Origin of the sequence: Nocardia sp. NPDC052566, from assembly GCF_044547285.1 — a bacterium.
In the GTDB taxonomy this organism is placed as follows: Bacteria; Actinomycetota; Actinomycetes; order Mycobacteriales; family Mycobacteriaceae; genus Nocardia.
Window position 1 is genome coordinate 1276566 of the sequence record NZ_JBIUAF010000002.1, and the last position, 25694, is coordinate 1302259.

The 25694-nt window shown below is 67.6% G+C and carries 26 protein-coding genes; 11 read left to right on the plus strand and 15 right to left on the minus strand.

Features of this window, described 5'->3' with window-relative positions; genetic code table 11:
* Positions 1-14 precede the first annotated feature (14 nt).
* From ACIG5A_RS12865 to ACIG5A_RS12875, 3 genes are all read right to left on the minus strand, one after another.
* Positions 15-626, minus strand: coding sequence for a uridine kinase (locus ACIG5A_RS12865; protein WP_397240333.1), 612 nt, complete (start codon positions 624-626; stop codon positions 15-17).
* A gap of 63 nt (positions 627-689) precedes the next feature.
* Positions 690-1226, minus strand: coding sequence for a DUF3145 domain-containing protein (locus ACIG5A_RS12870; RefSeq protein WP_397240334.1), 537 nt, complete (start codon positions 1224-1226; stop codon positions 690-692).
* 96 nt (positions 1227-1322) lie between these two features.
* Positions 1323-2153, minus strand: a complete 831-nt coding sequence (locus ACIG5A_RS12875; protein WP_397240335.1) for a serine hydrolase domain-containing protein — start codon at positions 2151-2153, stop codon at positions 1323-1325.
* 66 nt (positions 2154-2219) lie between these two features.
* Between ACIG5A_RS12875 and ACIG5A_RS12880 the strand changes: the two genes are divergently transcribed.
* Positions 2220-3422, plus strand: coding sequence for a serine hydrolase domain-containing protein (locus tag ACIG5A_RS12880; RefSeq protein WP_397240336.1), 1203 nt, complete (start codon positions 2220-2222; stop codon positions 3420-3422).
* Positions 3423-3429: 7 nt separating this feature from the next.
* Here ACIG5A_RS12880 and ACIG5A_RS12885 read toward each other — a convergent pair whose 3' ends face one another.
* Positions 3430-4374, minus strand: coding sequence for a hypothetical protein (locus ACIG5A_RS12885; RefSeq protein WP_397240337.1), 945 nt, complete (start codon positions 4372-4374; stop codon positions 3430-3432).
* 104 nt (positions 4375-4478) lie between these two features.
* Here ACIG5A_RS12885 and ACIG5A_RS12890 point away from each other — a divergent pair, with 104 nt between their 5' ends.
* The 4 genes from ACIG5A_RS12890 to ACIG5A_RS12905 all read left to right on the plus strand — a co-directional run bounded on the left by ACIG5A_RS12890 (position 4479) and on the right by ACIG5A_RS12905 (position 8894).
* Entirely contained in the window at positions 4479-4961 is a 483-nt protein-coding gene (locus ACIG5A_RS12890; protein ID WP_397240338.1) for an adenosine-specific kinase, read from the plus strand.
* A 218-nt stretch (positions 4962-5179) separates the two neighbouring features.
* Positions 5180-5779 carry a hypothetical protein gene (locus ACIG5A_RS12895; protein ID WP_397240339.1) on the plus strand — a complete coding sequence of 200 codons (600 nt, stop codon included), beginning with the start codon at positions 5180-5182 and terminating at the stop codon, positions 5777-5779.
* Between the two features lie 708 nt (positions 5780-6487).
* Positions 6488-8104, plus strand: coding sequence for a hypothetical protein (locus ACIG5A_RS12900; protein WP_397240340.1), 1617 nt, complete (start codon positions 6488-6490; stop codon positions 8102-8104).
* 67 nt (positions 8105-8171) lie between these two features.
* Positions 8172-8894 (plus strand): class I SAM-dependent methyltransferase, encoded by a 723-nt coding sequence (locus ACIG5A_RS12905; protein ID WP_397240341.1) that lies wholly within the window; start codon positions 8172-8174, stop codon positions 8892-8894.
* A 42-nt stretch (positions 8895-8936) separates the two neighbouring features.
* Here ACIG5A_RS12905 and ACIG5A_RS12910 read toward each other — a convergent pair whose 3' ends face one another.
* The 4 genes from ACIG5A_RS12910 to ACIG5A_RS12925 form a co-directional block, all read right to left on the minus strand.
* On the minus strand, positions 8937-9788 hold the full coding sequence (locus ACIG5A_RS12910; RefSeq protein WP_397240342.1) for a hypothetical protein: 852 nt from the start codon (positions 9786-9788) through the stop codon (positions 8937-8939).
* An 84-nt stretch (positions 9789-9872) separates the two neighbouring features.
* Entirely contained in the window at positions 9873-10643 is a 771-nt protein-coding gene (locus tag ACIG5A_RS12915) for a DUF4239 domain-containing protein (protein WP_397240343.1), read from the minus strand.
* Between the two features lie 193 nt (positions 10644-10836).
* On the minus strand, positions 10837-11661 hold the full coding sequence (locus tag ACIG5A_RS12920; protein ID WP_397240344.1) for an SDR family oxidoreductase: 825 nt from the start codon (positions 11659-11661) through the stop codon (positions 10837-10839).
* A 63-nt stretch (positions 11662-11724) separates the two neighbouring features.
* The gene (locus tag ACIG5A_RS12925; protein ID WP_397240617.1) at positions 11725-12075 is read right to left on the minus strand and encodes a winged helix-turn-helix transcriptional regulator; all 351 of its coding nucleotides are present in this window, start codon (positions 12073-12075) and stop codon (positions 11725-11727) included.
* A 105-nt stretch (positions 12076-12180) separates the two neighbouring features.
* Between ACIG5A_RS12925 and ACIG5A_RS12930 the strand changes: the two genes are divergently transcribed.
* Positions 12181-13044 (plus strand): NAD(P)-dependent oxidoreductase, encoded by an 864-nt coding sequence (locus ACIG5A_RS12930; protein WP_397240345.1) that lies wholly within the window; start codon positions 12181-12183, stop codon positions 13042-13044.
* Between the two features lie 113 nt (positions 13045-13157).
* Positions 13158-14531, plus strand: a complete 1374-nt coding sequence (locus ACIG5A_RS12935; RefSeq protein ID WP_397240346.1) for a serine hydrolase domain-containing protein — start codon at positions 13158-13160, stop codon at positions 14529-14531.
* A gap of 52 nt (positions 14532-14583) precedes the next feature.
* Here ACIG5A_RS12935 and ACIG5A_RS12940 read toward each other — a convergent pair whose 3' ends face one another.
* From ACIG5A_RS12940 to ACIG5A_RS12955, 4 genes are all read right to left on the minus strand, one after another.
* Positions 14584-15810, minus strand: a complete 1227-nt coding sequence (locus ACIG5A_RS12940; protein WP_397240347.1) for a VWA-like domain-containing protein — start codon at positions 15808-15810, stop codon at positions 14584-14586.
* Complete coding sequence (locus ACIG5A_RS12945) at positions 15807-17018, minus strand: AAA family ATPase (protein ID WP_397240348.1); 1212 nt, start codon at positions 17016-17018, stop codon at positions 15807-15809. Before ACIG5A_RS12945 ends, ACIG5A_RS12940 begins: the two co-directional genes overlap by 4 nt.
* A 115-nt stretch (positions 17019-17133) precedes the next feature.
* Positions 17134-18510, minus strand: a complete 1377-nt coding sequence (locus ACIG5A_RS12950) for a hypothetical protein (protein ID WP_397240349.1) — start codon at positions 18508-18510, stop codon at positions 17134-17136.
* A 152-nt stretch (positions 18511-18662) separates the two neighbouring features.
* Positions 18663-19616, minus strand: a complete 954-nt coding sequence (locus ACIG5A_RS12955; RefSeq protein WP_397240350.1) for an MBL fold metallo-hydrolase — start codon at positions 19614-19616, stop codon at positions 18663-18665.
* Between the two features lie 104 nt (positions 19617-19720).
* Here ACIG5A_RS12955 and ACIG5A_RS12960 point away from each other — a divergent pair, with 104 nt between their 5' ends.
* On the plus strand, positions 19721-20191 hold the full coding sequence (locus ACIG5A_RS12960) for a MarR family winged helix-turn-helix transcriptional regulator (protein ID WP_397240351.1): 471 nt from the start codon (positions 19721-19723) through the stop codon (positions 20189-20191).
* 134 nt (positions 20192-20325) lie between these two features.
* Positions 20326-21708: an LVIVD repeat-containing protein gene (locus ACIG5A_RS12965; RefSeq protein WP_397240352.1), complete on the plus strand. Its 1383-nt coding sequence runs from the start codon at positions 20326-20328 to the stop codon at positions 21706-21708.
* A gap of 19 nt (positions 21709-21727) precedes the next feature.
* Here ACIG5A_RS12965 and ACIG5A_RS12970 read toward each other — a convergent pair whose 3' ends face one another.
* Positions 21728-22309, minus strand: a complete 582-nt coding sequence (locus ACIG5A_RS12970) for a protoglobin domain-containing protein (RefSeq protein ID WP_397240353.1) — start codon at positions 22307-22309, stop codon at positions 21728-21730.
* 64 nt (positions 22310-22373) lie between these two features.
* On the opposite strand from ACIG5A_RS12970, the gene ACIG5A_RS12975 reads away from it, so the two are divergent.
* On the plus strand, positions 22374-22955 hold the full coding sequence (locus tag ACIG5A_RS12975; RefSeq protein ID WP_397240354.1) for a MarR family transcriptional regulator: 582 nt from the start codon (positions 22374-22376) through the stop codon (positions 22953-22955).
* 41 nt (positions 22956-22996) lie between these two features.
* Here ACIG5A_RS12975 and ACIG5A_RS12980 read toward each other — a convergent pair whose 3' ends face one another.
* Entirely contained in the window at positions 22997-24091 is a 1095-nt protein-coding gene (locus tag ACIG5A_RS12980; RefSeq protein ID WP_397240355.1) for a serine hydrolase domain-containing protein, read from the minus strand.
* 211 nt (positions 24092-24302) lie between these two features.
* Here ACIG5A_RS12980 and ACIG5A_RS12985 point away from each other — a divergent pair, with 211 nt between their 5' ends.
* Positions 24303-25190, plus strand: coding sequence for an alpha/beta hydrolase family esterase (locus tag ACIG5A_RS12985; protein ID WP_397240356.1), 888 nt, complete (start codon positions 24303-24305; stop codon positions 25188-25190).
* 52 nt (positions 25191-25242) lie between these two features.
* Here ACIG5A_RS12985 and ACIG5A_RS12990 read toward each other — a convergent pair whose 3' ends face one another.
* On the minus strand, positions 25243-25596 hold the full coding sequence (locus tag ACIG5A_RS12990; RefSeq protein ID WP_397240357.1) for a hypothetical protein: 354 nt from the start codon (positions 25594-25596) through the stop codon (positions 25243-25245).
* Between the last annotated feature and the right edge of the window lie 98 nt (positions 25597-25694).

Sequence of the window (25694 nt, forward strand, 5' to 3'; positions counted from 1 at the left end):
CATTGTTGCCGGAGTCAGCGCGCGCCGGGCAGGTCCTCGGCGATGAATTCGCGATCTTGGTCGTAGTCGATCTCGGCGGCGCCCGCGATGTGGAGATCGGCGCGGTAGGCGGTGCGTGCCGTGGTGAAGTGGGCGGAGGTGCGCGCATCCCAGTCGCGCCAGATCTCGGCGAGGTCGAGGCCGTCTCGGGCGATGACCCGGTTGCCGCGGACGTCCTGGGGTGCGTCGACCCAGATTCGGTATGCCGCTGGTGATTCCGGTCGGGCCGCGCCTACGCCCTCGACGATGAGGATGGGGGACACCGGGATCTCGATCCGTGCGCCGTACTCGTTGCGGTGCCAGTCGTACGGGCGGAAACCGCCGGGCAGTCCCAGGTCGAGTGGTGCGAGCACCTCGGCGGCGAACAACGGCCACCACACCAGTGGATCGCCGTCCCACGGCACCGGGAATTGATCCGAGGTCACCACGGGCGCATCGTCGGCGGCCTGCGCCAATCGGCGCGCGAAGGTCGACTTGCCGGCGCCGCTCGGCCCGTCGACGGCCACCAGCCGGACCGGCCCGACCGACGGTGACAGCGCGCGTAGTCGTCGGACCAGCGACTCGAAGGTAACCGCGGTCGTTTCCATTCGGCCATCGTGTCAGCTCGCGGGCGCGAACGGCCCGCCGACACCGCGCGGCCGCAGTGTGTTTCAGCCGACGTCGCGCCGCAGCCAGGTGACTTCCGCGCCGCTCTCGTAGCCGTAGCGGAAGACCTCGAGGTCGTCGTCCCACGCGGTGCCGAGTGCGCGATCGATCTCGGCGGCCAGGTCGTAGGCCGAGTACTTGCCGAGTTCGCTCGCCGCCCGCAGCATCGCGCGCAGGCGCATCTCGCCGACGGTGACATCGCCGTTCGCACTGGTCGATCCGTGCCAGAGGCCGAGGCCGGGGACGAAGCTGTAGCGTTCGCCGTCCACGCCGTCGCTGGGATCCTCGGTGACCTCGAACCGCAGCACGGGCCAGGACCGCAGCGCCTGTGCGATGCGGGAGGCCGTGCCGACGGGGCCGATCCAGTCGCTGGTGGCGCGCAGCTGGCCGTGCGCTGCGGGCTGCGCGGTCCACCGGAGTTTCGCGGGAGCTCCCAGCGCCGAGGCGAGTGCCCATTCGACGTGCGGGCACAGCGCGGCCGGCGACGAGTGGATGTAGACCACACCCGCCGTCGCGTCCGCGAACTGACTCGATGCGCGCACTACTAACACCTCCAGCTTCGACGTGGACCGTCTTCCCCAACGACCCGTCGTACTGGCTGTTGCCCGAGTGTACTGGAGTGCCCGAAGTTACACGTGTTACTTCGCGACCGTGTTGCGTGCGCGTGATGACTCCGCGATCACCGCATCGCTGAAGGGGGGCCACGCCGCCCGCGCCCAGTCGCCGAAATTCTCATCCGCGAGGGCGAGACACGCCAACGACGACTCGGGGTCAACCCACAAGAATGTCCCGGATTGTCCGAAATGGCCATAGGTCAGTGGCGAATTCGTCTTTCCGGTCCAGTGCGGCGACTTCCCGTCGCGGATCTCGAAGCCGAGTCCCCAGTCGTTCGGACGCTGTGAGCCGTAGCCGGGCAGCACCCCGTTCAGGCCCGGGAACTGCACCGATGTGGCCTCGGCGTGCATCTCGGGCGAGAGCAGACGTGGCTCGAGCAGTTCCGCCGCGAAGCGCGCCAGATCGGCCGCCGTGGATCGTCCCGCGTGCCCGGCCGGGCCCGCGAGCACCGACGCCGTCATGCCGAGCGGTTCGAACACCGCATCGTGCAGGTACTCCTCGAACGCGATGCCGGACTGCTCGGCGACGAACGCGGCGAGCAGCTCGAAACCGGCGCTGGAGTAGATCCGCCGGGTACCCGGCTGCGCGATGACCTCCGTGGTGTCGAAGGCGATACCCGAGGTGTGCGCCAGCAGATGCCGCACGGTGGCCCCCGGCGGGCCCGCGGGCTGATCCAGTTCGATGGCGCCCTCCTCGATCGCGACCAGCGCCGCGTAGGCGACCAGCGGCTTCGTCACCGAGGCCAGCGGGAACACCCGGTCGGCATCGCCGGCCAGCGTCGTACCTGCACGGGAAACCACGGCCGCCGCCGCGTGGCGCACCGGCCATTCGCGGATCTGCTCGAGAGAACGCACCGGACGAGCGTACGAGAAGACCGCCCGTACGATCGAGTCACCGTATGCGAGCAGAGCGAGCGATCCATGAACACAGCCGAACGCACCCTGATTCACGGCGATGTGGCGGCCGGTTTCGGTCCCGTTGCCGATGCCTTCCGCCGCAACTTCGCCCGGCACGGCGAAATCGGCGCCGCCGTCGCCGTTTTCGCGGGCGATCGGCCGGTCGTCGACCTGTGGGCCGGGCACCGCGACCGGCGGCGGACGGTGCCGTGGGAGCGCGACACCATCGTGCCGGTGTTCTCCTCTACCAAGGGCATGGCCGGATTCGTGATCGCGGCGCTGGTGTCGCGCGGGCTGCTCGACTACGAGGAGCCGGTGGCGAAGTACTGGCCGGAGTTCGCGACGCAGGGCAAGGGCGAGGTCACCGTCCGGCAGCTGATCGACCATCAGGCCGGGCTGTCCGGTCTGGACACCGTCGTGAAGCTGCCGCAGGTCGCCGATCTGGATGGGCTGGCGAAGATACTCGCGGCGCAGAAACCCGCGTGGCAGCCAGGCACCAGGCACGGGTACCACGCGATCACGCTCGGTCTCTACGAAGGCGAGCTGGTGCGCCGGGTCGATCCGGCGGGCCGCACGCTGGGTCGCTTCTTCGCCGAGGAGATCGCGCGACCGCTCGGCCTCGACTTCTTCATCGGCCTGCCCGCCGAACAGAGGATGGACCGGATCGCGGTGCTCGCCGCGACCCGCGGCCTCGACATCCTGCGCTACGAACGGGATTTCCCGGCATTGCCGCTGGCCGTCGAGATGGCCGCAAAACGCGGGCATTCCTATGCGGCACTGACCAATCCGCGCTTCGGCGCACCCGCCCGCGCGACCCGCCGCGAGGTGCTCGAGGTCGAGATGCCCGGCTCCAACGGCGTCGGCAACGCCCGATCGCTGGCCAAGGCGTACGGCGCCGCGGCGGCCGGAACCGGCGCACTGCCCATCGATGCCGCGCTGCTCGCCCGCCTCGCCGCCGCCGATACGGCCGACGATGTCCCCGCCGACGACCTCGTCCTGCACACCAAGAGCCGCTACCACCTCGGTTTCCGCAAATCCCGCGGCGCCTTCCGCTTCGGCTCCGACAAACGCGCCTACGGCACCACCGGTCTCGGCGGTTCCTTCGGCTTCGCCGACCCCACCACTGGCCTCGGCTTCGGCTACACCATGAACCGCCTCGGCCTGGCCGTCCTCGACGACGCCCGCAGCCGCAACCTCCGAAAAGCCTTGCTCCGCTGCGGCATCTGACCGCTCGCTATTCGTCGGGAACGACGGCGAAGTGGGTGCGGCCGCCGATGCGGATCGGTTGTCCCGGTGGCAGGCGGAGGGCGGGCGGCGGTGCGTCGAGAGGTACTGCGGCCCAATCTATTTTGAGTGTGTTGTCGCCGGTGCGGTGGAGCGCGTCGTACAGGTCGATCCATCGGGGTGGCTGTCCGGGCGCGTAGGTGACGAGTTCGAAGTCGCCGCTCTGATGGTGGCGGTATTCGTCGGTGCCCCAGGCGGATACCAGATCCGGGTCGCTGAGAATGCGGTAGGACAACACCGATTCGATCATCTCGCGCGCTTCGGCGGGGTCGCTGGTCCGCCAGACTTCCTGCTCCGTGTCACCGGAGTGCTCGATCCGCTCGGCACAGCGCAGAACCCAGAAGAATCGGGAGTGCGGATTCGGCTCTGCGTCCGACTCCGGCCGTTCGTAGTTGTCGTCGAGCTCTAGCGTGCGATCAAGGGCGGGGTAGTCCCATTGGTCGAGTTCGAGGGCCGATTTGTATGCCCGCAACGCCATTTCGGAAGCGCCCGCACATTCGTGGGCCAGCCCCTCCAGGAACACGGCCAGATTGTTGGTCGGATCGACAGACAGGACGTGGCGGGCGGCGGTGACCACCTCGGCGGCCAGCGCCCGTCCCGCGGTGTCGTCGGCCGACATTTCGACGACGGGCGGCCCCTCCTCCCACCACCCCTCGTCCACCTTGTTCACCATGTGATGGCGTAGCTCCGCCCCCGCGAGCACGGCGAGCCCGACCGCGGCTTCGAGATGATCCGCAGCACTGCGCAGCACCTCGGTATAGATCTCGCGCACTGTTCGAACATCCGCGATCCAGTCGGGATGGTCCATATCGACGTATTCCGCGTCACTCGCGATGCCCGCAAGCCGCCGACCCGCCTCGGTCAACCGATCATCGAGGCCCGAATCCACATCCACGGGCGTCGACTCTAACCAGGCTTGGTCAGGTTGCCAGCCCAGGGAATCAGGGGGCGCACCGCGAACCGCCGCCGCAGCGGCCCGGATCGATGCACCATTGATCAATGGAACTGACTGCGGTGCCCATCGATAAGCCCGATGAGCTCAACGTCATCATCGGGCAGTCCCATTTCATCAAGACGGTCGAAGACCTGCACGAGGCGCTGGTCGGGACCAGTCCGCATCTGAAGTTCGGGCTGGCGTTCTGTGAGGCGTCCGGCCCACGCCTGGTGCGGTATTCCGGCAACGACGACGACCTCGCCGACCTCGCCACCAAGAACGCGACCGCCGTCGGCGCGGGCCATTCGTTCATCGTGTTCCTGCGCGACGGCTACCCGGTCAACGTGCTCAACGCGATCCGGAATGTCCCCGAGGTATGCGGAATCTTCTGCGCCACCGCCAATCCGGTCGAAGTGCTCATCGCCGAAACCCCACTCGGCCGCGGCATCATCGGCGTGATCGACGGCGCCCCACCCCTCGGCATCGAAACCCCCGACGACCGAACCGCCCGCAAACAACTCCTGCGCACCATCGGCTACAAACTCTGAGCGAGGGTGTCGCCGATTTCCAGATCCCGCGGCCACCACGGCCAGCGGAGTGCTCGGTCGGCGAGAGCCGAGCCGAGCCATCATGTTTCGGGCTTGCCCCACTGCGGGGAGCCGAACCGGCTGTGTATGCGGGGTGATGGCGGGTACGCGAACACTAGGTCGCCTGGGCTGTGGCGATCGGATTCGAACCGGATACGAGCGTAGGAGGTGAGGGGCCGATGGCTGAACGCGGTGCACCGGTCGGCGGGCGGCGGGCGAGGGTGACCCGGCTGATGTCGTATGCACCGTGGAATCCGAATCCGCTGATGCGCACGGGAGATCGCCTCGAGGCGGTGTTCCGTCTCGTCGTGATCGTCGCCATGCTGGCCGCGATTCCGATCGCCGGAGCATTCGGCACGGCTTCCTACGCGAGCGACGCCGCCAGGATCCGTGCCGAGAGTGCGACGAAATCCGTTGTCACGGCAACGATCACCGCCGAGCCCGGCGTGGTCGACCTGCAACACGTCGAGGCCCGCGTGCAGTGGAACGCCGGCAACCGCACCGGTGCCGCGACGGTGCCGGTGCCGCGCGACGCGCGCCGTGGCGAGCTCGTTCCGGTGTGGCTCGATCGCGCGGGCGAATTCACCACCGCGCCAAGGCCGCCCGCCGCCGCGGCGGCACGCGGGGTCAGCATGGGCCTGGCCGCGCTGTTCGGCACCTGGGCCGGTGGCTGGTGCCTGGTCCAGAGCTTCCGGTGGCTGCTGAACCGCGGCCGAAATGCGCAGTGGGACAGGGAGTGGCGACAGCTCGCCCGGCCGACCACGGAAGGCTGGAAATAGCCCGTCCGATAGAGGCCGCAGCCAGGAAGATCCGGGAAAATGTCCCGGCCATCAGCGGTAGCTCTCCCTTTCATTGAGGTACGGCCCCGGCGCACCGTGAGAGACGGACGTGCGCCGCGGTCCGCCGAGCGGTTTCCCGTCCGCAGGCGTATTCGTGCGGCGGATCCTCGGAAGGAATCAGATGTCAACTCCGATCGATGAATTCGATCTCGATATCCGAATCGGTGACCTGCCGTCGCATGGTCACCGGTTCGTGCCGCTGCGCGGGAAGAGCGATGGTCCTGAGCAGTGCCCCACCGACGAATGCACCAGCTTTCCGACGTGCCGCACCGAATGTAATTGTCAGTAGCGATTCGAAGGAAGTGACATGTCCGCACCGATTGATGAATTCGATCTCGATATTCGGATCAGTAAGTCGACCCGGATGGCCGAGGTGAACTCGGCCCTCCGGACAACCTCCGATTTCGAGGGCTGCGAGTCGGCGTGTGCGACCTGCGGTTGCACCCGGCGACCGTGGTGCACTCCGACCGACAACTGCTGATATGGACCGGCCGGGCGGCCGATGCCGCCCGGCCAGCGGGGCAGGCCGGGCAGGAGATTCCTCGGCCTGTTCCGTGGTCGCCGATCGTGCGGAAATCCCTTGGGGGCGAGCGCCTGGCGACCGCTAGTCTCGGATTACCACCGAGACGAGAGATCGAAAAACTCACCATGACAACGCATGCCGCGTTCAGCGCGCCCATCGACGACCGGTACGACGACTTCCTGAACGGTGTGCGGCGCCATTTTCAGGCGACGGTCACCGAGGGCGCCGCACTGTTCACCGTCGGTGGCGACGACCTGTTCGAGGTGTTTCTCGGCGCGCTCGCACCGGAACTCGTCGCGGTGAACAACTGCGGCACCTGCCGTGCGTTCGTGCGGCGCTACGGCGGCCTCGTGCTCGTCGGTGCGGACGGGACGACGAAGTCCGTGCTGTGGTCGGCGGACAGCGCTCCGCCCGCCTATGCGAAGGCCGCGGCCGCGCTGGCCGAACAGGTCGAGCGCAGGCCCATCACCTCGCTGTTCCGCTCGAGCGCGACGGGTTGGGGATATCCCGAACGCGGCTCGTGGAACCATCTTTCGCTTACTCCGCCGGAGTATCTGGTGCATACGCCGTCGGCGCTCGCGACGACGGCGCAGTACGTCGCCGCGAAGAACGCCGACCGGGAAACGCTCCAGCGTGCCCTCGCCGAATTTCCGCATCCCGTGGTGAAAAAGGCGGTGGCACTGCTGCGTACCGAACAGCTGTACCGCTCGGACGCGATACTCGGCGTCGGGACCTGGTTGTCGGAATTGCATGCGACGCTCGAGGCGGTGCGCGGGCGCGGCGATACCGCGCAGCGGCAGCGCGACAACCTCGTCTGGCTGGCGGCCGCCACGGCACCGGCGGGCCACTGCCATGTCAAGAGCGGCATGATCGGCACGCTCCTCAGCGATCTCGCCGAGGAGTTGCCCTTCGACAGCGTCAAGCGGCGTTTCGCGGAGAAGATGCATCCGCTGCAGTACCGTCGCCCTACCGCGGCACCCACCGCGGCGATGATCGCGCGCGCCGAGCGGGTCATCGCCGAACTGCGCGCAGCGGGTTCGCTGGAGCGCCGCTTCGCGAAACTTGCCGATGTGCGCCCGATCTGGTCGCCGACCGCGGACGCGCCGCGATCCGGTGGTGTCTTCGGGCATTTGGTTCCGGCCGAGAAGCGCAGGAGAGCAACCGATCTCGATACCGAGACAGTGGTCATGACCTGGGACAAGTTCGCGCGCACCGTACTTCCGTCCGCCGAGCGCATCGAATACCAGGTGCCTTCGGCGGCCACCAGCTACGGCGCCATGGTCACCGCGGCGAACCCCGAGGCACCGCCGATCGTGCAGTGGGACAGGCCGGACAACCGCAATCCGGTGACCTGGTACGTCTACGTGAACGGCTCCGCGCCCGCCCAGTGGGGCCTGCGCCCCGGTGAATACCGGCAGGTGACGGCCGTGATCCCGCACCCGGCGACCTGGCACGTCGAATTCGATCGCACCGCACGCGAGCAGTCGGTGCTCTTCGCGCTCGCGGGCGCCACGGACACGAGCTACACCCAGGGCGCGGGCTTCTTCCCGGAATTCCTCAGCAGCGATCTCCACGAGATCCGCAAAACACTCGAGGCCTACGCCAAGGACGCCGTCGTCGCGGGCAAGAAGGACGCGGAAGTATGCGGCCTACTGATCTCCAAGGGCAACAACCTCAACCACACCTTCCGCGTCACCACCGGCGACCTCCGAGTCCGCTACACCCTCGACCGCTGGGACTGAGCTCCGTGGTGCGATTAGCTGGACATTGGCCTTGCGGGGGTGTCGAATTCCGCGCGATGGTGGAGGTATGAGTGATACCAATACCCCCGGTGAAGGCGCAGAACTCGATTTCGATGCGATCTATCGCGGTGAGAGTCCGCTGGGTGATCGCGCACCATGGGATATCGACGGGCCGCAACCCGATTATGTGTCACTGGAGGAGGCCGGTCTGATCAGTGGTGCTGTGCTCGACTCCGGGTGTGGCACCGGGGAAAACGCCCTCTTTCTGGCCGGTCGCGGCTATGCGGTGACCGGGCTCGACCTCGCGCCGACGGCGATCGCGATCGCGCGGCGGAAGGCCGCGGATCGGGGGTTGGCGGCCACCTTCGATATCGCCGACGCCCTCGAATTATCCGGCTATCACGAACAATTCGATACCGTGCTCGATTCCGGCCTGGCGCACCTGTTCGACGACGATGAGTTGACGCGGTACGCGGCGGCGCTGCATCACGCGTGCCGCCCGGGCGCCTCCGTGCACGTATTGGGGATCAGCGATCGAGCGGCGGCATCGATCCGCGAGGGATTCGGCGAACTCGTCGAGCGGATGGAAGCTGAGATGGCCGACGGTGATATGGAATTCGATCAGATGTTGCCGTCGATCACCGCCGACCGGCTGCGCGCCGGATTCGCCGACGGCTGGACGGTGGCATCCCTCGTGGAAACCACGCTGCGCGCGATCCTGCCGTTCCAGGCGAAACCTGTCGACCTGCTCGCCTGGCGCGGTCACTTCCACCGGAGCGCCCCTGCGTGAAATCAGCAGACGGCCAGCGCTATCCGCGTGCCGAGGTCGGAGTCAGCCGGTTCGGCCGCGGGAGCGCTGGACCTCGGCTCGGGTGGTGCGGACCACCGCGATGATCGTCACCACCATGATCGTGACGAGTTCCAGCAGATTCCAGGCCACCGGGCTCAGTGTCGGTTCGAGCGGACGCGGCGGGGCGGCGTACCTCGGCGGGGCGGGTGGTGGTGGCGGAGGCGGCGGGACCGGGAGGGGTGGTGCGGGCGGCTGCTGCTCGATCGGCGGTGCGGGGGGAGCGGGGACGGCAGCCGGTGCGGGGGCAGGCGGTGCGGGGGCAGGCGGCGGTGGCGGGCCGAGTTCCAGCGGGATCCCTGGTTCGGGTGGTGGCGGAGTCGGGATGAGCAGCAGGCAGGTCAGCAGCGCGCTCCCGCTGGCGGCGCTGCCGACGACCGTGCTGCCGAGCCCGGATCCGCTGGACCCGAGCGGTCCGAGATGACCGAGTCCGTTGGATCCGCTGCCGGTCGCCGAACCGAGCAGGAGGGTCGCGCTGCCGACGACGGCGCTTCCGGTGCATGCGGTCAGTACGCTGCCGGAGTCGAGGCCGAGCGATTCGGCGGGGTTGCTCGCGATCGGGTCGACGGACGGAATCTCCTCGGCGGGTTCGACGCTGAGGGGTATCGGCGGTTGGGTGAACACCGGGTTACTCGAATTGCTGCCGGTGCCAGCGCTTCCGGTCGGACCGAGGGCGAGTTCGCCACCGGCGCTGCCGGTCTCGGCCCCGATATCGCCGGTGCTGCCGGTGCCCGCGCTGCCGGTCGCCAGGTCGCCGAAATCCGGTAACCCCGGAAAGGGCGCGTCGGCCGCGGCGGGGTGGCCAGCGAGCAGTACCGCGAGCAACGGCATCGCCACCACCAAACTCCTAGCAGCCCTGCGTGATTCGCCGAGAACCATGGGTGTACCGTCCTAACGCTGTCGTGCTGCCCGGCGAATCCGCTAGCCGATCTGCTGGAATCGGGCCAGCGCCAGCTCGAAGGCATCCCGGGAGACGATGTATCCGCCGGAGAACGGCCGATCGAGGCTGTAGATGGCCAGAATCGTGGTGCCGACCACGATGCCGAGCAGCGCGGTCATCAGCAGGCTGCGCGTGGTCACCTCGACGCCGGACAGTCCGACGCCGAACAGCAGCAGGATCGTGCCGAACCATAGTGCGACATAAAGGAATCCGGGCATGGTGTAGTGCGCGTCCATGGCGCGGTCGAGGCGCGCCTGCGCCGCCTCGTCGAGGCTGGTCATGGCGCTGGTCCGCAGATCGGCGACGTCGGGATCATCGCCCTTCACCGACGCCACCGCGTCACGCAGGGTGTCGAAGGTCTCCTGGGTGGCCGGGCTGAGCCTGCGCTGCTCGTCCATCACCGTCCATTCCTTGCCGACCACCTGTTCGGTGTAATCCCGAAGCAGCCCTTGCACTTTCTGCTTCTCGGCATCCGGCAGCGAATGCGCGGTCCAGTAGGTGTCGACCAGCGCCTTCGCCTCGGCGACGGTGTGATTGTGCGAAGTGTCGAACTGCTGCCAGCAGATGACGATCACGAACGCGACCACGGCCATGAACAGCGTGTTGATCAGGTCGAGTACCAGCGAACCCGCCTTGTCCTCTTCGTCATCGGACTCACGCCACGAGTCGGGCCGCAGCCGATCCCCGGCGACGAACACCCCCACCGCGACGATCGCGGTCAGCACCGGCACAAGCAGTATCAAGATCGACATCGAGCCCCACCTCTCGAAACGACCGACAGGCGGAGCTGGGCCGTATAGCTGAGCCGCCGGGCAGTGCCCAGCGGATGGTGCGTTTCACATGCTGTTGGTCACTTGATATTCGTGGCTGCGACCGGCGTGGATTCGTCAAGGCCCCAATGCACGGCGTGTCCGGTATGTCGGGCGCGCCCGCACCGCGCGCGCGTCAGCGCACCCAGTCGGAGGTGAGGGCCTGTACCCGCGCGCCGTCGAGGTCGGTGATCTTGGTGGCGACGAAAGTCTGTGCCCAGTCGGAGGTTTGCCAGCGCAAGACCGGGGGTTCGGCGGTCAGTGCGCGCAAGACCACGGCGGCGACCTCCTCAGCGGTCTGGCTCGTGGTGTAGGCACCGAGGGTGCGGTCGATGTAGGCCTGGAGGGCGGGGGCGTACGGGCCTGCCTCGGCCACCGCGGCCACCGGATCCACTTTGGCGTTCGCGACGAAGGCGGTCGCGACCGCACCTGGTTCCACCACGCTCACCCCGACACCCACCGTGGCGGCGACCGGGGCCAGGCTCTCCATGAACCCCTCGACCGCGAATTTCGCCGCGCAGTACGCCTCGTTGAACGGCTGGCCGACCACGCCGCCGACGCTGGTCACCGTGATCACCCTGCCCTTGGTGGCGCGCAGATGCGGCAGTGCGGCCCTGGTCATCTCGACCACGCCGAAGTAGTTGACCTCCATCGCCCGCCGGATCTCGGCCATGGGCAGATTCTCGGCGGTGCCGAGCACCGAGACGCCCGCGTTGTTGATCACGGCGTCCAGTCGTCCGTAGTCCGCGACCACCCCGGCGACACCGCCGAGCACGGAATCCGGATCGGTGACATCCATCGCCCGAATGTCGATCCCGCCGGCCGCTTTCCGCAACTCGTCGCCCCGGCCCGGATCGCGCATGGTGGCCACCACGGTGCATCCCGCCTCGGCCGCCGCCACCGCCACTGCCTGCCCGATCCCGGTCGAGGTGCCCGTGATGAGCACTACTTTGTCCGACATGTAGGTCATTGAAGCAGCTGAATGCCCGATCGAGCGGTAACCCGATTCGGGTTGGTGTGGCGATCAGCCGTTGGCGGCCAGCGGGGGTGCGGCGGCGTCCATGAGATGTTCACGGCCCCAAGCCTCCAGGGGCAGCAGGGCGTTATTGAGCAGTTCGCCGAGCGGGGTCAGCGAGTATTCGACGCGGGGGATCACCTCGTTGTACACCTCGCGGTGGACGATCCCGTCGGCCTCGAGTTCGCGCAGTTGCGCGGTGAGGACCTTCTCACTGACTCCCGGCACCTGGCGGCGCAATTCACCGAAACGGTGCGGCCGCTCGCTGAGCGGCCACAGGATCATCATCTTCCACTTGCCGTTCAGTACCGACAGTGTGGCGTCGAGCCCGCACGTATACGCGCCCGGTCTGCGTGTGATCGGCACGACAATCCCTTTCACCTGCCTGTTTTCTTACCCGGAAGTACGTACCCACTCGCAGGTGCGTACTTGATGGACCCGGATGCCACGCCAAGAGTAACGGGCATGTCCGATCACTCGAAGAACTCGCTCACCGTCCTAGGCCTCGGCGATATGGGCTCGGCCCTCATCCGTTCGTGGCTCGCTGTGGGGTGCACCGTCACGGCCTGGAGCCGCAGTGCCAGGCCCGCTCCCGAGGGGACGATCGTCGCCGCGACCGCCGCCGACGCCGTCACCGCGAATTCCCTTGTCGTCGTGTGTCTTCTCGATGACGCGTCGGTCCGTGCGACCCTCGACGGCATCGACCTGACCGGCCGCGACATCGTCAACCTGACCACGAGCACCCCCGCCGAGGCCCGCGCACTGTCCGACTGGATCGCGGCGCGCGGTGGACGTTTCGTGGACGGCGGCATCATGGCGGTCCCTTCGATGATCGGTGTCGCCGATTCCGGCGCCTACGTCTTCTACAGCGGCTCAACCGAACTCCACGAAACCCACGCCGAAACCTTGGCGATTCCGGCCGCCGTCACCTATGTCGGCGCGGATCCCGGTTTCGCCGCCCTGTACGACATCGCGTTGCTCAGCGGCATGTGGGGCATGTTCGCCGGCGCGGCCCATGCCTTCGCTTTGATTGCCCCGGAAGACATTTCACCGGTGGATTTCGCGCCGCTGCTCGTCGGCTACCAGCAGGCGATGGCCGGATACGCCTACGGCACCGCCGCACAGCTGGCCAGCGGCGACTACACCGAGGGCGTCGAATCGAACCTGGCGATGATGGTCACCACGAACGACACACTCCTGCGCACCGCCGCCGAACAGGGCGTGAGCCCCGAACTCCTCACGCCCTTCATGGATTTGATGCGGCGTCGCGTCGCCGAGGGCGGCGGCAACGAATCCAACACCGGTGTCGTCGACCTCCTGCGCCGCTAGCATCGCTCCGATGCGACGGCGGCGCCCCGCTCCGCCCTCTCGCCGTGCCGACTCGCGAATATAGTGCCTAGCCAAGGGTAGGTCAGGCCGCGAGGACGAGGAAGAGGTGCCGGATGCCACGAAGTGCGTTGTTGGCGACGACCGAGCGTGCGTTGCTGCATCGGCTGGCGGAAGAACAGGCGAAGTACCGGGTGCCTTCGCTGGTCGCCGCGGTGGTGCGCAACGGTGAGCTGGTCTGGTGGGGTGCGCGCGGGCGAGTGGACGGGGCGCAGCGGCCGACCGCCGATACGCAATATCGGATCGGATCGATCACCAAAACCATGGTGGGCGTGGTGGTGCTGCGGCTACGCGACGAGGGCAAGCTGGATCTGTCCGATCCGCTGGCCCGGCATGTGCCCGGGGCGCCGATGGGGGACCGGACCATCGCGCAACTGCTCTCGCACACCGCCGGCGTTCGCGCCGAATCGCCCGGCGACTGGTGGGAGCGCACCAAGGGCGGCGACTGGAGTGAGCTGGCGGCGAGTATGGACGGCGAGGCCGTACTGCACCGGGCCGGCCGCAGGCACCACTACAGCAACGTGGGCTACGCCGCGCTCGGCGAACTGATCGCCCGGCTGCGCGGGCAGAGCTGGTTCGACGCCGTACGCGCCGAAGTGCTTGCGCCACTGGGGATGGGCCGCACCACGCCGTCACCGATCGCCCCGCACGCCACCGGCTGGGCGGTGCACCCGTGGGCCGACGTCGTGCTACCCGAACCCGCGCACGATCACGGTGCGATGGGTGCGGCGGGCCAGCTCTGGTCGACCGTCGACGACCTCGCTCGCTGGGCGGCGTTCCTCGGCGGCGACACCGGCGAGGTGCTGTCCCGTGACACCTGGGAAGAGATGCGCGAGCCCGCCGCCGTCATCGACGAGGACGAGTGGACCGTCGGCCACGGGCTCGGCGTGCAACTGGCCAGGCACAACGGCCGCCGGTTGATCGGGCACGGCGGGGCCATGCCCGGTTTCATCGCCATGGTCTGGGCCGATCCGGCCGACCGCACCGGCGTGCTGTTCCTGTCCAACACCACCTACGGCGGCATCCGCGGCAAACTGGACCTGGCCATGCTCGACATCATGGCCGAGCATGAACCGGTGATGCCCGAGGAATGGCTGCCCGCCGAGTCGGCCGACCCGGCACTGCTGGCGCTCACCGGCCCGTGGTACTGGGGTTCGGCGTCCATCGCACTGCACCTGCGGTCCGACGGCTACCTGGAGCTGAAGCCCCTCGCGCACGGCGGACGCCCCTCCCGCTTCCGCCCCGACGGCGAGGACGCCTGGACCGGCCTCGACGGCTATTACGCGGGCGAGCGGCTGCGCGCGGTCCGCGGCCCGGACGGTGCCGTCGACCACCTCGAACTGGTCAGCTACATCTTCACCCGCGAGCCCTACCCGCCCACCGCCCCCATCCCCGGCGGCGTCGACCCGGCGGGCTGGCGCGGCCGGTGACCCCGTCGGCCAGGCCGATCCCTGCTGTTGCCGGGCTGTCCGACAACGGATTTCATCCGATATCGACTACTCGCGCCCAGGCGGGCGGCTGGTCGGGAACGTAGTCGGCGTCGTTGTCGCGCCACGAATCGGACCGGCGGAACAGGCCGACTACGGTCCGGCACGGTGGCTTGCTGGACGGCCAGGGTGTTTGGCCATCGGTCAGCGCCACAAGGACATCGGGCCGGGCCCGAAGCGCTGCGGCGAATCCCTCGCGAAGATCCGTGCCGCCGCCACCAACCAGCGGTATGCCCTCGGCCCGGCACAGCGGGTGCACGATCCCGGCCGCCGCATCGCAGGACAACACGGTGACCAGGTCGCGGCGGCCGCCCACGGCACGGGTGATGGCGGCAACCTCGAGCAGTGCGGTGCCGAGTTCGGCGTCGCTGACCGACCCCGAGGTATCGATGACCACGCTGACCCGCGGTGGCGTGCGCCGCAGGCTCGGCAATACGACACCGGGCACACCGGCCGAGCGCCGGGCGGGCCGGCCGTAGGTGTAGTCGTCGCCGACGCCAGGTGCCGAAACCGCTGAGCGCAGTGCGGCGCCCAGCAGATCGCGCCACGGCTGCGGTGGATGGAACACCTGCTCCGCCCACCGCTGCCAGCCCTTGGGCGCGTCGCCGGGACGGCCGACAATGCCCTGCGCCACCCGGAATCGGACCGCGTCGCGCTCCTGTTCGCTGAGGCCGTCGGCGCCGTCCGGCCCGAACTCCCAGTCACGGTCCCGTCCGTCGGCGCCGCTGCCGCAGTCGAGCCAGGCCATGTTGCGCGTGTACACGCTGAATCGGTACTCGCGCAGGTATTCCTCCATGAGTTTTCCTTCGGGCAGCCCGATGTCCGCGGGCACGACGGCCCCCTCCGGGGTCACCAGTCCGTCGCCGAATATGTCGTCGTTGATTTCGAAGTCCGCGGCGACATTCATGCGCAGTCGTTCGGCGGGGCCGGTCAATTCGTGTTCCCGCGCGTATCTTTCGCTACGGCCATGGTGGTCGCGCAGCAGGTGGGAGGCCTCGTGCACCAGGACGCCCGCCAGTTCCCCGACCGGCATGCTGTCCACGAACGCCGGGGAGACGTAACAGCGCCAATGCCGGTCGACGCTCATCGTCGGTACCCGGCGCGACTCGACGATGTGCAGGGCGAACAGAGCGGTCGCCAGATACGGCCGGACTCGAACGGCGTAGAGACGGGCCGCGTAGAGCTTGTCGAAATCCATTGCCGCCGGGGCATTCCCGGTCATCGACCGACCGCCCGCACGATATCGGCGGCGCGATCTGCTCGCTGAGATACCGACACCATTCCGGCCAGCTTCTCGATCGACGCCGGAACATCCCAATTGTCTCGGCGCAGTGTGGCAAGCGTGGTCGCGGGGACGACCACGAGATCCGGTGCTCCGGATTCCACCGCCGAGACCAGCAGTGTCCACGCGGCATCCCAGCGCGCGCGGGTCGGCCGCTTACGGACCGCCGCCACCACGCCGTCGAGTACGGCCTGGCGCAGGTCGCCGCGGTCGGGCAGGACGGCGGCCGCCGGGTCGGCGAGCAGTTCCTCGGGGTCGGGGAGGTCCATGCGGTCCATGCTGGCAAGCAGTTCGAATCCCGGACCATCGCCGACGGTGCCACGGACCAAGAGGGACAACACATCTCGGGACGAGCCCGCCGCGGTGGCGAAGGCGATCAGCCGCAGTGTCATCTCCCAGCTTCGCGGCGATGCCCATGCACCGCCTCTGCGCGTTTCGCTGCTCGGCATCTGGTGGACGAGCTTGGGGCGCGCCGCCAGCAGCACACACACCGCACGCCGGGCGAAAGTGACTGCCTCCGGTAACTTCTCGGGTTCGAGCCGGGGCATGGTGGCACGCGGCCAAGTACCGCCGAGGCCTCGGACGACGACGTCGTGATCATGCACCCACTGCAGATGCACGAACCGGTTCGCCAGCGGCGGGCTCAGCTCCCAGCCGTCGGCGGCGGAGGAACGCGGGTTCGCCGCCGCGACGATCCGGACACCGGGCGGCAATTGGAGCGAACCGATCCGCCGCTCCAGCACGAGACGAAGCAGCGCGGCTTGTACGGCCGGTGGGGCGGTGGACAGTTCGTCCAGGAACAATAGTCCCTTGCCTGCCCGGACGAGCCGGACCGCCCAGTCCGGCGGAGCCATCGGGACACCCTGATCCGCTGGGTTGTCGCCGACGATGGGCAGACCCGAAAAGTCCGACGGCTCATGCACACTCGCGATCACGGTGGTGAGCGGCAGGTCGAGTGCCACGGCGAGTTGGGTGAGGGCGGCGGTCTTGCCGATACCCGGTTCGCCCCAGAGGAGTACGGGTAGGTCGGCGGCGACGGCCAGCGTCAGCGCCTCCAGTTGGGTGTCGGGGCGAGGTTCGGTGGTCACCGTGCCGAGCAGGGAGAGCAATTCGTCGGCGATATCGAGTTGGGCGGAGTCTCCGGTCATGTATGAATCACCTTTGGTTTGAAGTAGTTCGAGTGCGAAGGGGGATCGAGGGATCCGTATGCGGCCGCGGTGCACCCGACGCGTCGTCAGCGCCCACGATGGACGCGTTCTCGAGTCAGAACGACGCGTTGCGTGGATGCGCGCGGCTGTCGCGGGGACGCCTTCGGCCGGGTGCTACCCGGTCGAATCCGGTTTCGGCCAACCCGGCTCGAAACAGGCCGTAGACGATCCGTTTTCGCGCGGACGCCTCCAACTCGTCACGCAAATCGCCGTCACGCAGCAGTGCCTCGGGACCGAGCAGCGCCTCGACGACGGCCAGCGCACCGGCGGTGTCGCCGTGGTCCAGCCGTTCGCGCACGCCCGCAAGGCAATCCGGATGGCGGTGCGCCGCATCGATGAACCGCAGGCAGGGCAGGGGAGTGCCGGCCAGCGCGACAAGCAGTTCCTCCCGCCGGATCTCGGCCGGGTCGTGGTCGAGCGCGGACAGCACACCATCGACCACCCCGATCCGGTGCCGCTCGCCCCGGCACTCCACCAGCAGCGGCTCACCCGGACGGGACGTGGCCGGGGCAGCGGCGTCGGGCGAATAGCCCGGCACCAGTGCCGAGGCGACCAGCGGATGCAGCCGATCGGGCGAAATCGCGCCGGTGCGAAGCAGTTCCAGGTCGGGCAGCACCCAGGTCGCCGCGTCGGGGAGGACCGGCAGGGCGGTGATGCCTCCGGCGGGATGTCTCCCCGCGCGCAGTGTGGCGTCCTCGGCGAGATCCATGATCAGCCGTTGCCGGGCACTCAACCGGACCAGGAAGGTATTGCCCTGCCGGTCCTCGGCGTCCAGCAGAATGCGCGCCTCGTCCGCCCATCGGTGGATAGCGCAGCCGCGATCCATGGGTGTCGCGGCGATCAGCTCGGGGTCGAGTATCGGCAGATGGTCGCCGGAATGCTCTGCCCCGCACCGCATCCGCAGGTCATCGGCCCTGCGTGCATCCCACACGTGGCGATGCAGATCCAGGCGGAATCGGGGATGCGGGCGCGGATGTGGATGCAAGCTCGGCTCCGAGTGGGGGCCGTCCCACACCGCGAGGCTGAGCCGCTGACCGGAATCCGCCCATGCCGGTGCCGTCCGCACCACAAGATGCACGAAATGTGCTCTGCCACTGGCGTTGTGACGGCCATACCGGGCCAGCGAGATCGTCAGCCCCGGCCGCAACAGCCCATCCGGAGCAACCCTCGGCAGATGCCACCGCAACAGATCCGGCGCCAGATATCGAAGATCGTCCCGGACCCGCGCCGCCAACTCCGACCCGTAAGCCCGTGCCAGCCAACGCACATCGACATCGACATCGAAACCGGCGGCGGCACAAGCCCCTGCCCAGTCCCCGACGCGTCGCCGACCGGTCGCGGTCTCGATCATGGCGGCAGGCACGGCGAATTCACGCACGCGCAGCCAGAAGGAAAAGCGGGAACAGTCCCCATTCGTGTTCGGAATGCCCATCAGCATTCACCTGACACGAACGGGACCCCCAATCTTTGATCAGAATGAGTCATCATCGAGTCGAGCATAGAACCCTTATCGATCCCTGGCTAGCCGGGGGCATGAATGGTGTCTCTGCCGGTGCGGAACCGCGGCAGGCGCTTCTCCTCGGCTCAGTCCGACTGCTGGGCTTCGCGGTAGGCGCAGGGGATGTTGATGTCGAAATGCAGCCACTCGAACAAGGGATAACCGGCGTCGAATTCGCGCATCGGGACCGCCTTCCTGGTGTCCTCCAGGCTCATTCCATCGGACACCGCCTTGCTGACCCGGTCGACGAGCTGTTCGGTGTACTCGACGAAGAAGCGCATCCCCTCCTTGTCGGTGACGCGCCCGTGGCCGGGCACGATGCGGGTGCCTTCGGGGATCCGATCGAAGATTTCGCGCAGCGCTCGCGCGGGTGTCTTCGCTACGCCGTCCAAAAGCCAAGGGATGGCCGGTTTTTCGCAGATAAACGCGTTGCCCGCCCAGAGCACCTTCGCCTGCGGATCGTGGTACCACAAATCGCCGGGTGTCTGGCCCTGTCCGAGATCGAGTACCTCCACGAACTTCCCGCCGCCGAGGTTCACCGACAGCTGTCCGCCTGGCGGCACCAGTAGATCCGCCGGACGATACCGCACGTCCTCGATGCCCTTGCCCAGGTCGAACCAGCCGATCTGGGCCTGCTTTCGCGGCTCGATACCGGACGCTTCGATCGCGTGGAAGGCGTTCTGGTGCTGGACTATTCGTGCCTGTTCCGGCATCAGATAGTTGCCGAAGAAGTGGTCGCCGTGGTCGGAGGTCACCCCGACGTACCGGATCGGCGCGTCGGTCGTCGCGGCGACGAGATCGAGGACCTGCCGCGCCAGCGCGGGGGTCATCATGGATTCGATCACGAACACCCCGTTCGCGCCGACGACGAACCCGCCGGAGGTGGCCTGGGGAATTCCCTGCGTGGTCTGCGCGTCGGCCGTGTCGGCCACGACCGCATAGGCGCCCGCACCCAAATCCTGAGCGATCAGGCGCACCGTGTCGGCATCCCAGATCGGCACAGGCCACGGCACTTTTCGATCGACGGTGTAACTGGTCATCGCACTCATCCTCTCGGAGCCGAGCATCCTTGCAGTTATCTGACTGATCAGTGTCTGACTGTACAGATACTGACTGGTCTCGACAAGTGGTAGCGTTCGCAGCCATGGATTCGAGCAACCTGCTGGCAGACCCCCGCATCACGCTGATGGGCTTGTTCGCCGAGGCATACAGCGAGGTCATGCGGGAGGTCTCGGCACAGGAACGCGACCATGGGCTCTCGGTCGCCGAGTTCGACGTCCTGTTGCGGCTCGGCCGCTCCCCGGACCGGCAGCTGCGGATCACCGACCTCTACACCCAGACCGGTCTCACCTCGGGCGGGATGACCCGGTTGATCGACCGTCTGGACGCCCGCGGGTTCGTCGAGCGCGCCGTCGAACCGGCCGACCGCCGGGTCGTGCTGGCTCGGCTTACCGACAACGGCGCGGCCAAGGCCGCCGAGGTGCTACCCGGCCACCTCGACATTCTGGAACGCGCTCTGGTCCAACCGCTTTCGAGCCCTGAACGCGATGCGCTCGCGCGGGCGCTGCGCAAAATCCGCGACAACGCCCAACGATCCCGCGCGGGTGCCGAGTAGCCTGGGGCGCTCGGTTGCCTGGGGCGCGGCCGACCGCTACCGATTACGCGAAAGCTGTTCCCCAGTTGGGGATATCGCGATCCAACCGCGTCGACACCTACAGTGAGGCATCGCCGGGCCAGGATTCTGGTCGGATGGTGATCACGTCCCACTGGGAGGTAGTCGTGCACCGCTGGTTGTTCCGGTCCTCACTGCTGTTGCTCAGTGCGGCGGCGGCCCTTGTCGCCACCGTCTCGCCCGCCGAGGCCTGCGAGGAGCACGATCCCGGTCAGCATGCCGCCGATCCGCCGGTCGCGGGCGCGCCCGGCGCCGAGAAGAACGTCAAGGTGGTCGGCAATGTCCCGGGTGCGCAGGGGGCGATCTCCCTGCAGTTCCTCCAGTACGGCGAGCGGGACGTCATGGTCGTCTCCGGCAAGTTCGGGCTGAAGACCTACGACCTCACCGCGAATCCGGCGGCACCGCAGCTGATCGGGCAGCTCGACATGCCGGGGATGTGGGAAACCGAGGACACCGAGGTCGATCCGGTTCGCAAGCGGGTCTTCCTCGCCCGTGACCCACGGGCCTTCGGTGGCGACGTCCGCACCGGCGAGTCCGGCATCTACGTGGTCGACCTGGCCGAGCCGGAGAAGCCGTCCGTGCTGAGCTACGTCAAGGTGCCCGCGGGCCACACCACCACCTGTATCAACGACTGTCAGTACCTGTGGACCGGCGGGCCCGCCAAGGCGGATAGTCAACCCGCCGAATGGGGCGGTCGCCCGATCTGGGTCACCGATGTCAGGAATCCTCGCAAGCCGAAGGTGTTCCCCAAGCCGATCGAGCTCGCGCGCAACGACGGCAAGACCGACTACGTGCATGACGTCCAGGTCGATGAGGCCGGTGTGGCCTGGGCATCCGGCCGCGGCGGCGTGCGCGGGTACTGGACGGCGGGCACGCACAGGGACCCGGTGACCGGCAAGAACCGGGTGGCTTCGCCGAGCGACCCGGTCCCCTACGCGGGCGGCGGGATCAAGGAGACGGCCGCGCCATCGAGGTTCATGCACAACAGTTTTCATCCGATCGGCAACCGTGCACAGGACGGCGGCGGTACCGGGAACCTGGGCGGCGGGAACCTCATCTACGCCACCGAGGAGAGCTTCGTCGACGGCTGCGAGGGCGACGGCGTGCTGGTCATCGCATCGCTGGAAGGCTCCTACGGTGGCGAGGGCTGGCGCTCCACTCCGCAGAAGCCGTTCCGGCTCAACACTATTGGCACCTGGGGCGTCGCCGGTCAGGAGGGTAGTGACCCGGCTTCCGCCGATTGCTCCGCCCACTACTTCGACGTGCGAGGCAAGGTCCTGGTGCAGTCGTTCTATGGACAGGGCACTCGGTTCCTGGATATCTCCGATCCGGCCGACCCCAAGCAGATCGCCTACTACCGACCCGCCGATGCGGCCGCGTGGGCGCCGTACTGGCACAAGGGGTTTGCCTACGTTGCCGACAATCGCCGAGGCGTCGACATCCTCGAACTCACCGCCTGACCAGTCGGATTCAGTTGTCCTACCACCTATCTGCGGTGTACGCCCTTAGCCACAGGGCCACCTGCAGGGTGACGGCCTTGAACCATGCCTGATGCATGCGCTCGATGTCGGCGTCGCCGTGACCCGCTTTGGCCAGGTACGGGCGCATGGTCGCGGTGATCGGATAGATGAAGGCCACCATGTAGCGCAGCGGAATGTGCGGTACCGACCCGACCCCATCGGTGCGGTTCTTCCCCTCGTAGGTGTGCCGGACGCCGATCTCGTGGGCGTACGCGAGCCAATCCGCATCGTGCGGGCGGCGGCAGGTGTCCAGTATCCACTGACCGAATCGCGCGCGAACGCGTGCCAGATATTCCTCCAGCACAACGCCTTTCGGGGTGGCGAAGTAGGCGACGAGGTACGGATGGCTCGCCACGAACCCGTACCAGACGTCGAGCACGTCGTCGATCTGGTCTTCGAGAACATCTCCGGTGAGCTGTAAAGCTTCGACATCCTCCGGGGTGAACAGGAGGCTCGCCTCCAACGCCGCCAGTTCGTCCGTCGAGACCGGGCTTGGCGAAGTCGAACCGTAGTGGTAGCCGGCGGGAATCTGTGTGGTCATGGCCAACACCTTCCAGATAGATAGGACTCCTATGTTTGCATAGGAGTCCTATAGAATGTCAAGCATGAATCCCCCTGGCAGCCGCGACGTTTCGGAGAAGACGATCGACGCACTCGAACGCCTGAGCGTCGCGTACCGAACCTTCGCCCAGCAGGCCGCGACCGCCCAGGGGCTGAGTCAACTCCAAGTCCAGCTACTGGCCGCCCTCGCCGCCGGCCCCCCGCCCGCCCCGAGCGTCGACGCCCTGCGCCGCGAACTCCAACTCTCCCAGCCAACCGTCAGCGACGCGGTCGCCTCCCTGATCGCCAAGGGCCTGATAACCCGCCGGCCCGACCCGTCGGACCGGCGCAGGCAACGACTCGTCCCGACCGACGCGGGCCACAAGGTCGCGAAAGCCATTGCCGCCGACCGGCAACAACTGATCTCCGCCGTCGATCACCTACCCCCCGCCGACCGCGACCGCATCCTCGAATCCCTCCTGACCCTGATCGCCGAACTACACCGCGAAAACATCATCACCATCGCCCGAACCTGCCTGACCTGCCGCTTCCACCGCTCCAACACCGAAACCCACCACTGCGACCTACTCGAAATGCCACTGACCCCCGCCGACCTGCGCGTGAATTGCCCCGAACACCAAAGCTGACCGTCTCGCCGCCGAGGACACCGAAGCCGCATTCGGCACCCTCAGCGCGAGCACATGGCGGTTCGGACGAAATGGTCTATGGCGGTGGAGAAGTCGTTGGTGGTGGCGTCGGTGACCGAGAGGGTGACGGCGTGGCGGCCGTCGGGGGTGCGGAGGGCGAGGGAGCCGAAACCGTTGACGTAGCCGTCGTGTCCGTTGGCGAGGCAGCCGTGGTTGTCGAGGCGGAATTCGTAGAGGCCGAGGCCGTAATCGTAGGAATCGTTCACGTGGCGGAAGGTGCGCATCTCGGCCAGCAGGTGCGGTGGCAGCAAGCGGCCGTCAAGCAGCGCGGTGAGGAAGGTGTGGAGATCCCTTGTGGAGGAGACGATTCCGCCTGCCGCCCAGACATACGACGGGTTCTGATCGGTGACGTCGGTCAGGGTGTTGCCGTAGCCGTGGTAGCCGTGGGCATGCGGACCGAGGATCCCTTCGAAGGTTTGCGGGACGCCGGTGCTGATCATGAGCAGCGGCAAGGTGATTCGGGTGTAAATGTTGACGTGGTAGGGCAACCCCGTGACCTTCTCGATGAGCAGGCCCGCGACGATGTAGTTGGTGTTGGAGTACGCCCATCCGCTGCCGGGCGCGAACTGCAGGGGTTTCTCCGTTGCCCAGCGGACGAAATCGGGTGGTTGCCAGGTGTGGCGGATGGCGGCGAGCGTATCGCCGACCATCGGCGCGTGGCCCGCCCCGCCGTTGAGATAGTCGAGCAGCCCGCTGGTCTGGCCGAGGATCATCCGGACGGTGATCCGAGGATCGATGCCGTAGTCCGGAAGCCATCGAGCCACGGCATCGTCCAACCCGACGCGCCCCTCGCCGACGAGCTGCAGCAGTGCGGTCGAGGTGATGGTTTTGGTGATGCTACCGATGCGGAAGCGGCTACCGGCCGGGATCGGCCCGCCCCGCCCCAGTTCGACGCTGCCCGCCGAACCATCCCAATCGCCCGCCGGCGTGTGCACGTGAGCCTGCACGCCCACCGCGCCGCGCGCGACGATATCGTCCAGCGCCCGCTGCCACGCACCGCTCTCGGCGACGGCAGAGGTTTCGGCGGAACCCGCGAGCAGCACCGCGGCAGACAGGACGAGCAGCACTCGACGCATTTCGCGCACAGTAGTGGGCAGTCGGCCTCGAACGTCGGCGACACGCTTCGGTTCCGATCAAGGCGCCGGACGTACGGCCACGTCACCGTCCTGATCCACCGGGGGCTGGGAGTTGTCACAGGGCGTGCGTGAACATATGCGAACACCTCTGTACGGCGATAGGTTTCGGATAGTTCTATTGCTGAATTCAATTGTTGGACAGGTGTATTCGATGCGCTACATCCGTAAGTTCACTGAGGTGCCCGCTGCTGCGGGCAAGGTCTTTGCCGTTCTATGCGCCGTACTCGCGCTGACCGTGCCAGCCGCGGCAGGCGCGGACGACCCGGAGCCAGGCGATTCGGAAGCCTGCTCGCTGGCCGCCACGTCGGCGACCCGCTACATCAACGGTCAGCCGTATCTGATTCGTGTCCCGAGCGGGTTGACCCGTGCCGCGCCGCTGCTGGTCTCGCTGCACGGCGGCGGCAGCAATCCCGGCACGCACGAACGGGAGTCCGGCTGGACGCCGTTCGCCGCCGAGCAGAAGTTCATCGTCGCCTACCCGCAGGGCGGCAAGGACGACATCGACGACCCCAACCGCCCCGACGACCGCAGCTGGTTCTACGAGAACGGCAACAGGCACGACGTCGACTTCCTTCTGAAGGTCATCGCCGACATCAAGGGCAAGTGGTGCGTCGACAGCAAGCGGGTCTACCTGTCCGGCCATTCCAACGGCGGGCAGATGACCTCCCGAATGGCCTGCGCGGCCTCACCGCAGCTGGCCGCGTTCGCGATGTACGCGGGTGGCTCGCACGGCGGATGCGAGGACGGCGTCCCGGTGCGCAAGCTCTCGTTCGGATTCTTCACGGCCGAAAACGATTTCACCCAAGTACCGGTCTTCGCGGCACATCTGCAATGGCGCGGCACCATCGGTTGCGGCAACGACGCGGCCACCGAGACCGGCCCCGAGGTGGCGGAGGGCTTCCGCTACCCCTGCGAGCAGGGCGCCAATGTCGTCTGGCGCAAGTACAAGGCAGGCGGCCACGGCTGGCCGGGCGGCGCCCGAGGCGCCGACGTCCGCGACCGCATGTGGCAGCTCTTCAAGAACCACCCGCTCCCGTGACGGCGAACTCATCGAGGCACGCCGCGCGGCCTCGATGAGTCGGTTCGGTGAATCAGGGCCTGAAGCATCGCGATTCCGGGGCGATGCGCAGACCGTTGATGGGGGTCGGGAGATTGGCGGACTTGCCCGGCTCGATGCAGCCCACGGTGCCGTTGATATCCCGCAGATAGACGACGTCGTCGCGGCGGGCGTTGTAACCGGTGCCCCCGCCGAAATTCACCCGCTGATACCCGGCGGTGATGTCCTGGAAGGCGCCCTTCTTCACGCCGTTGAAGTCGTACAGGCACACGAACGGCCATGGGCAGTTGGCCGGTGCCGCCTGTGCGGGGGCGGCGAGTGGTGTGAGAGCGGCGGCCACGGCCAGCGCGGCGGTGGTGATGCCCAGACGTGCACGGATCGTATTCACTGTCGAACTCCGTTCTCTCGGATGTGATACCGATCCAGAATCACCTGGTCAGCGTTGGTGGCCGGATAATCTGGACAACTTTGGACGGGATTGGTCAC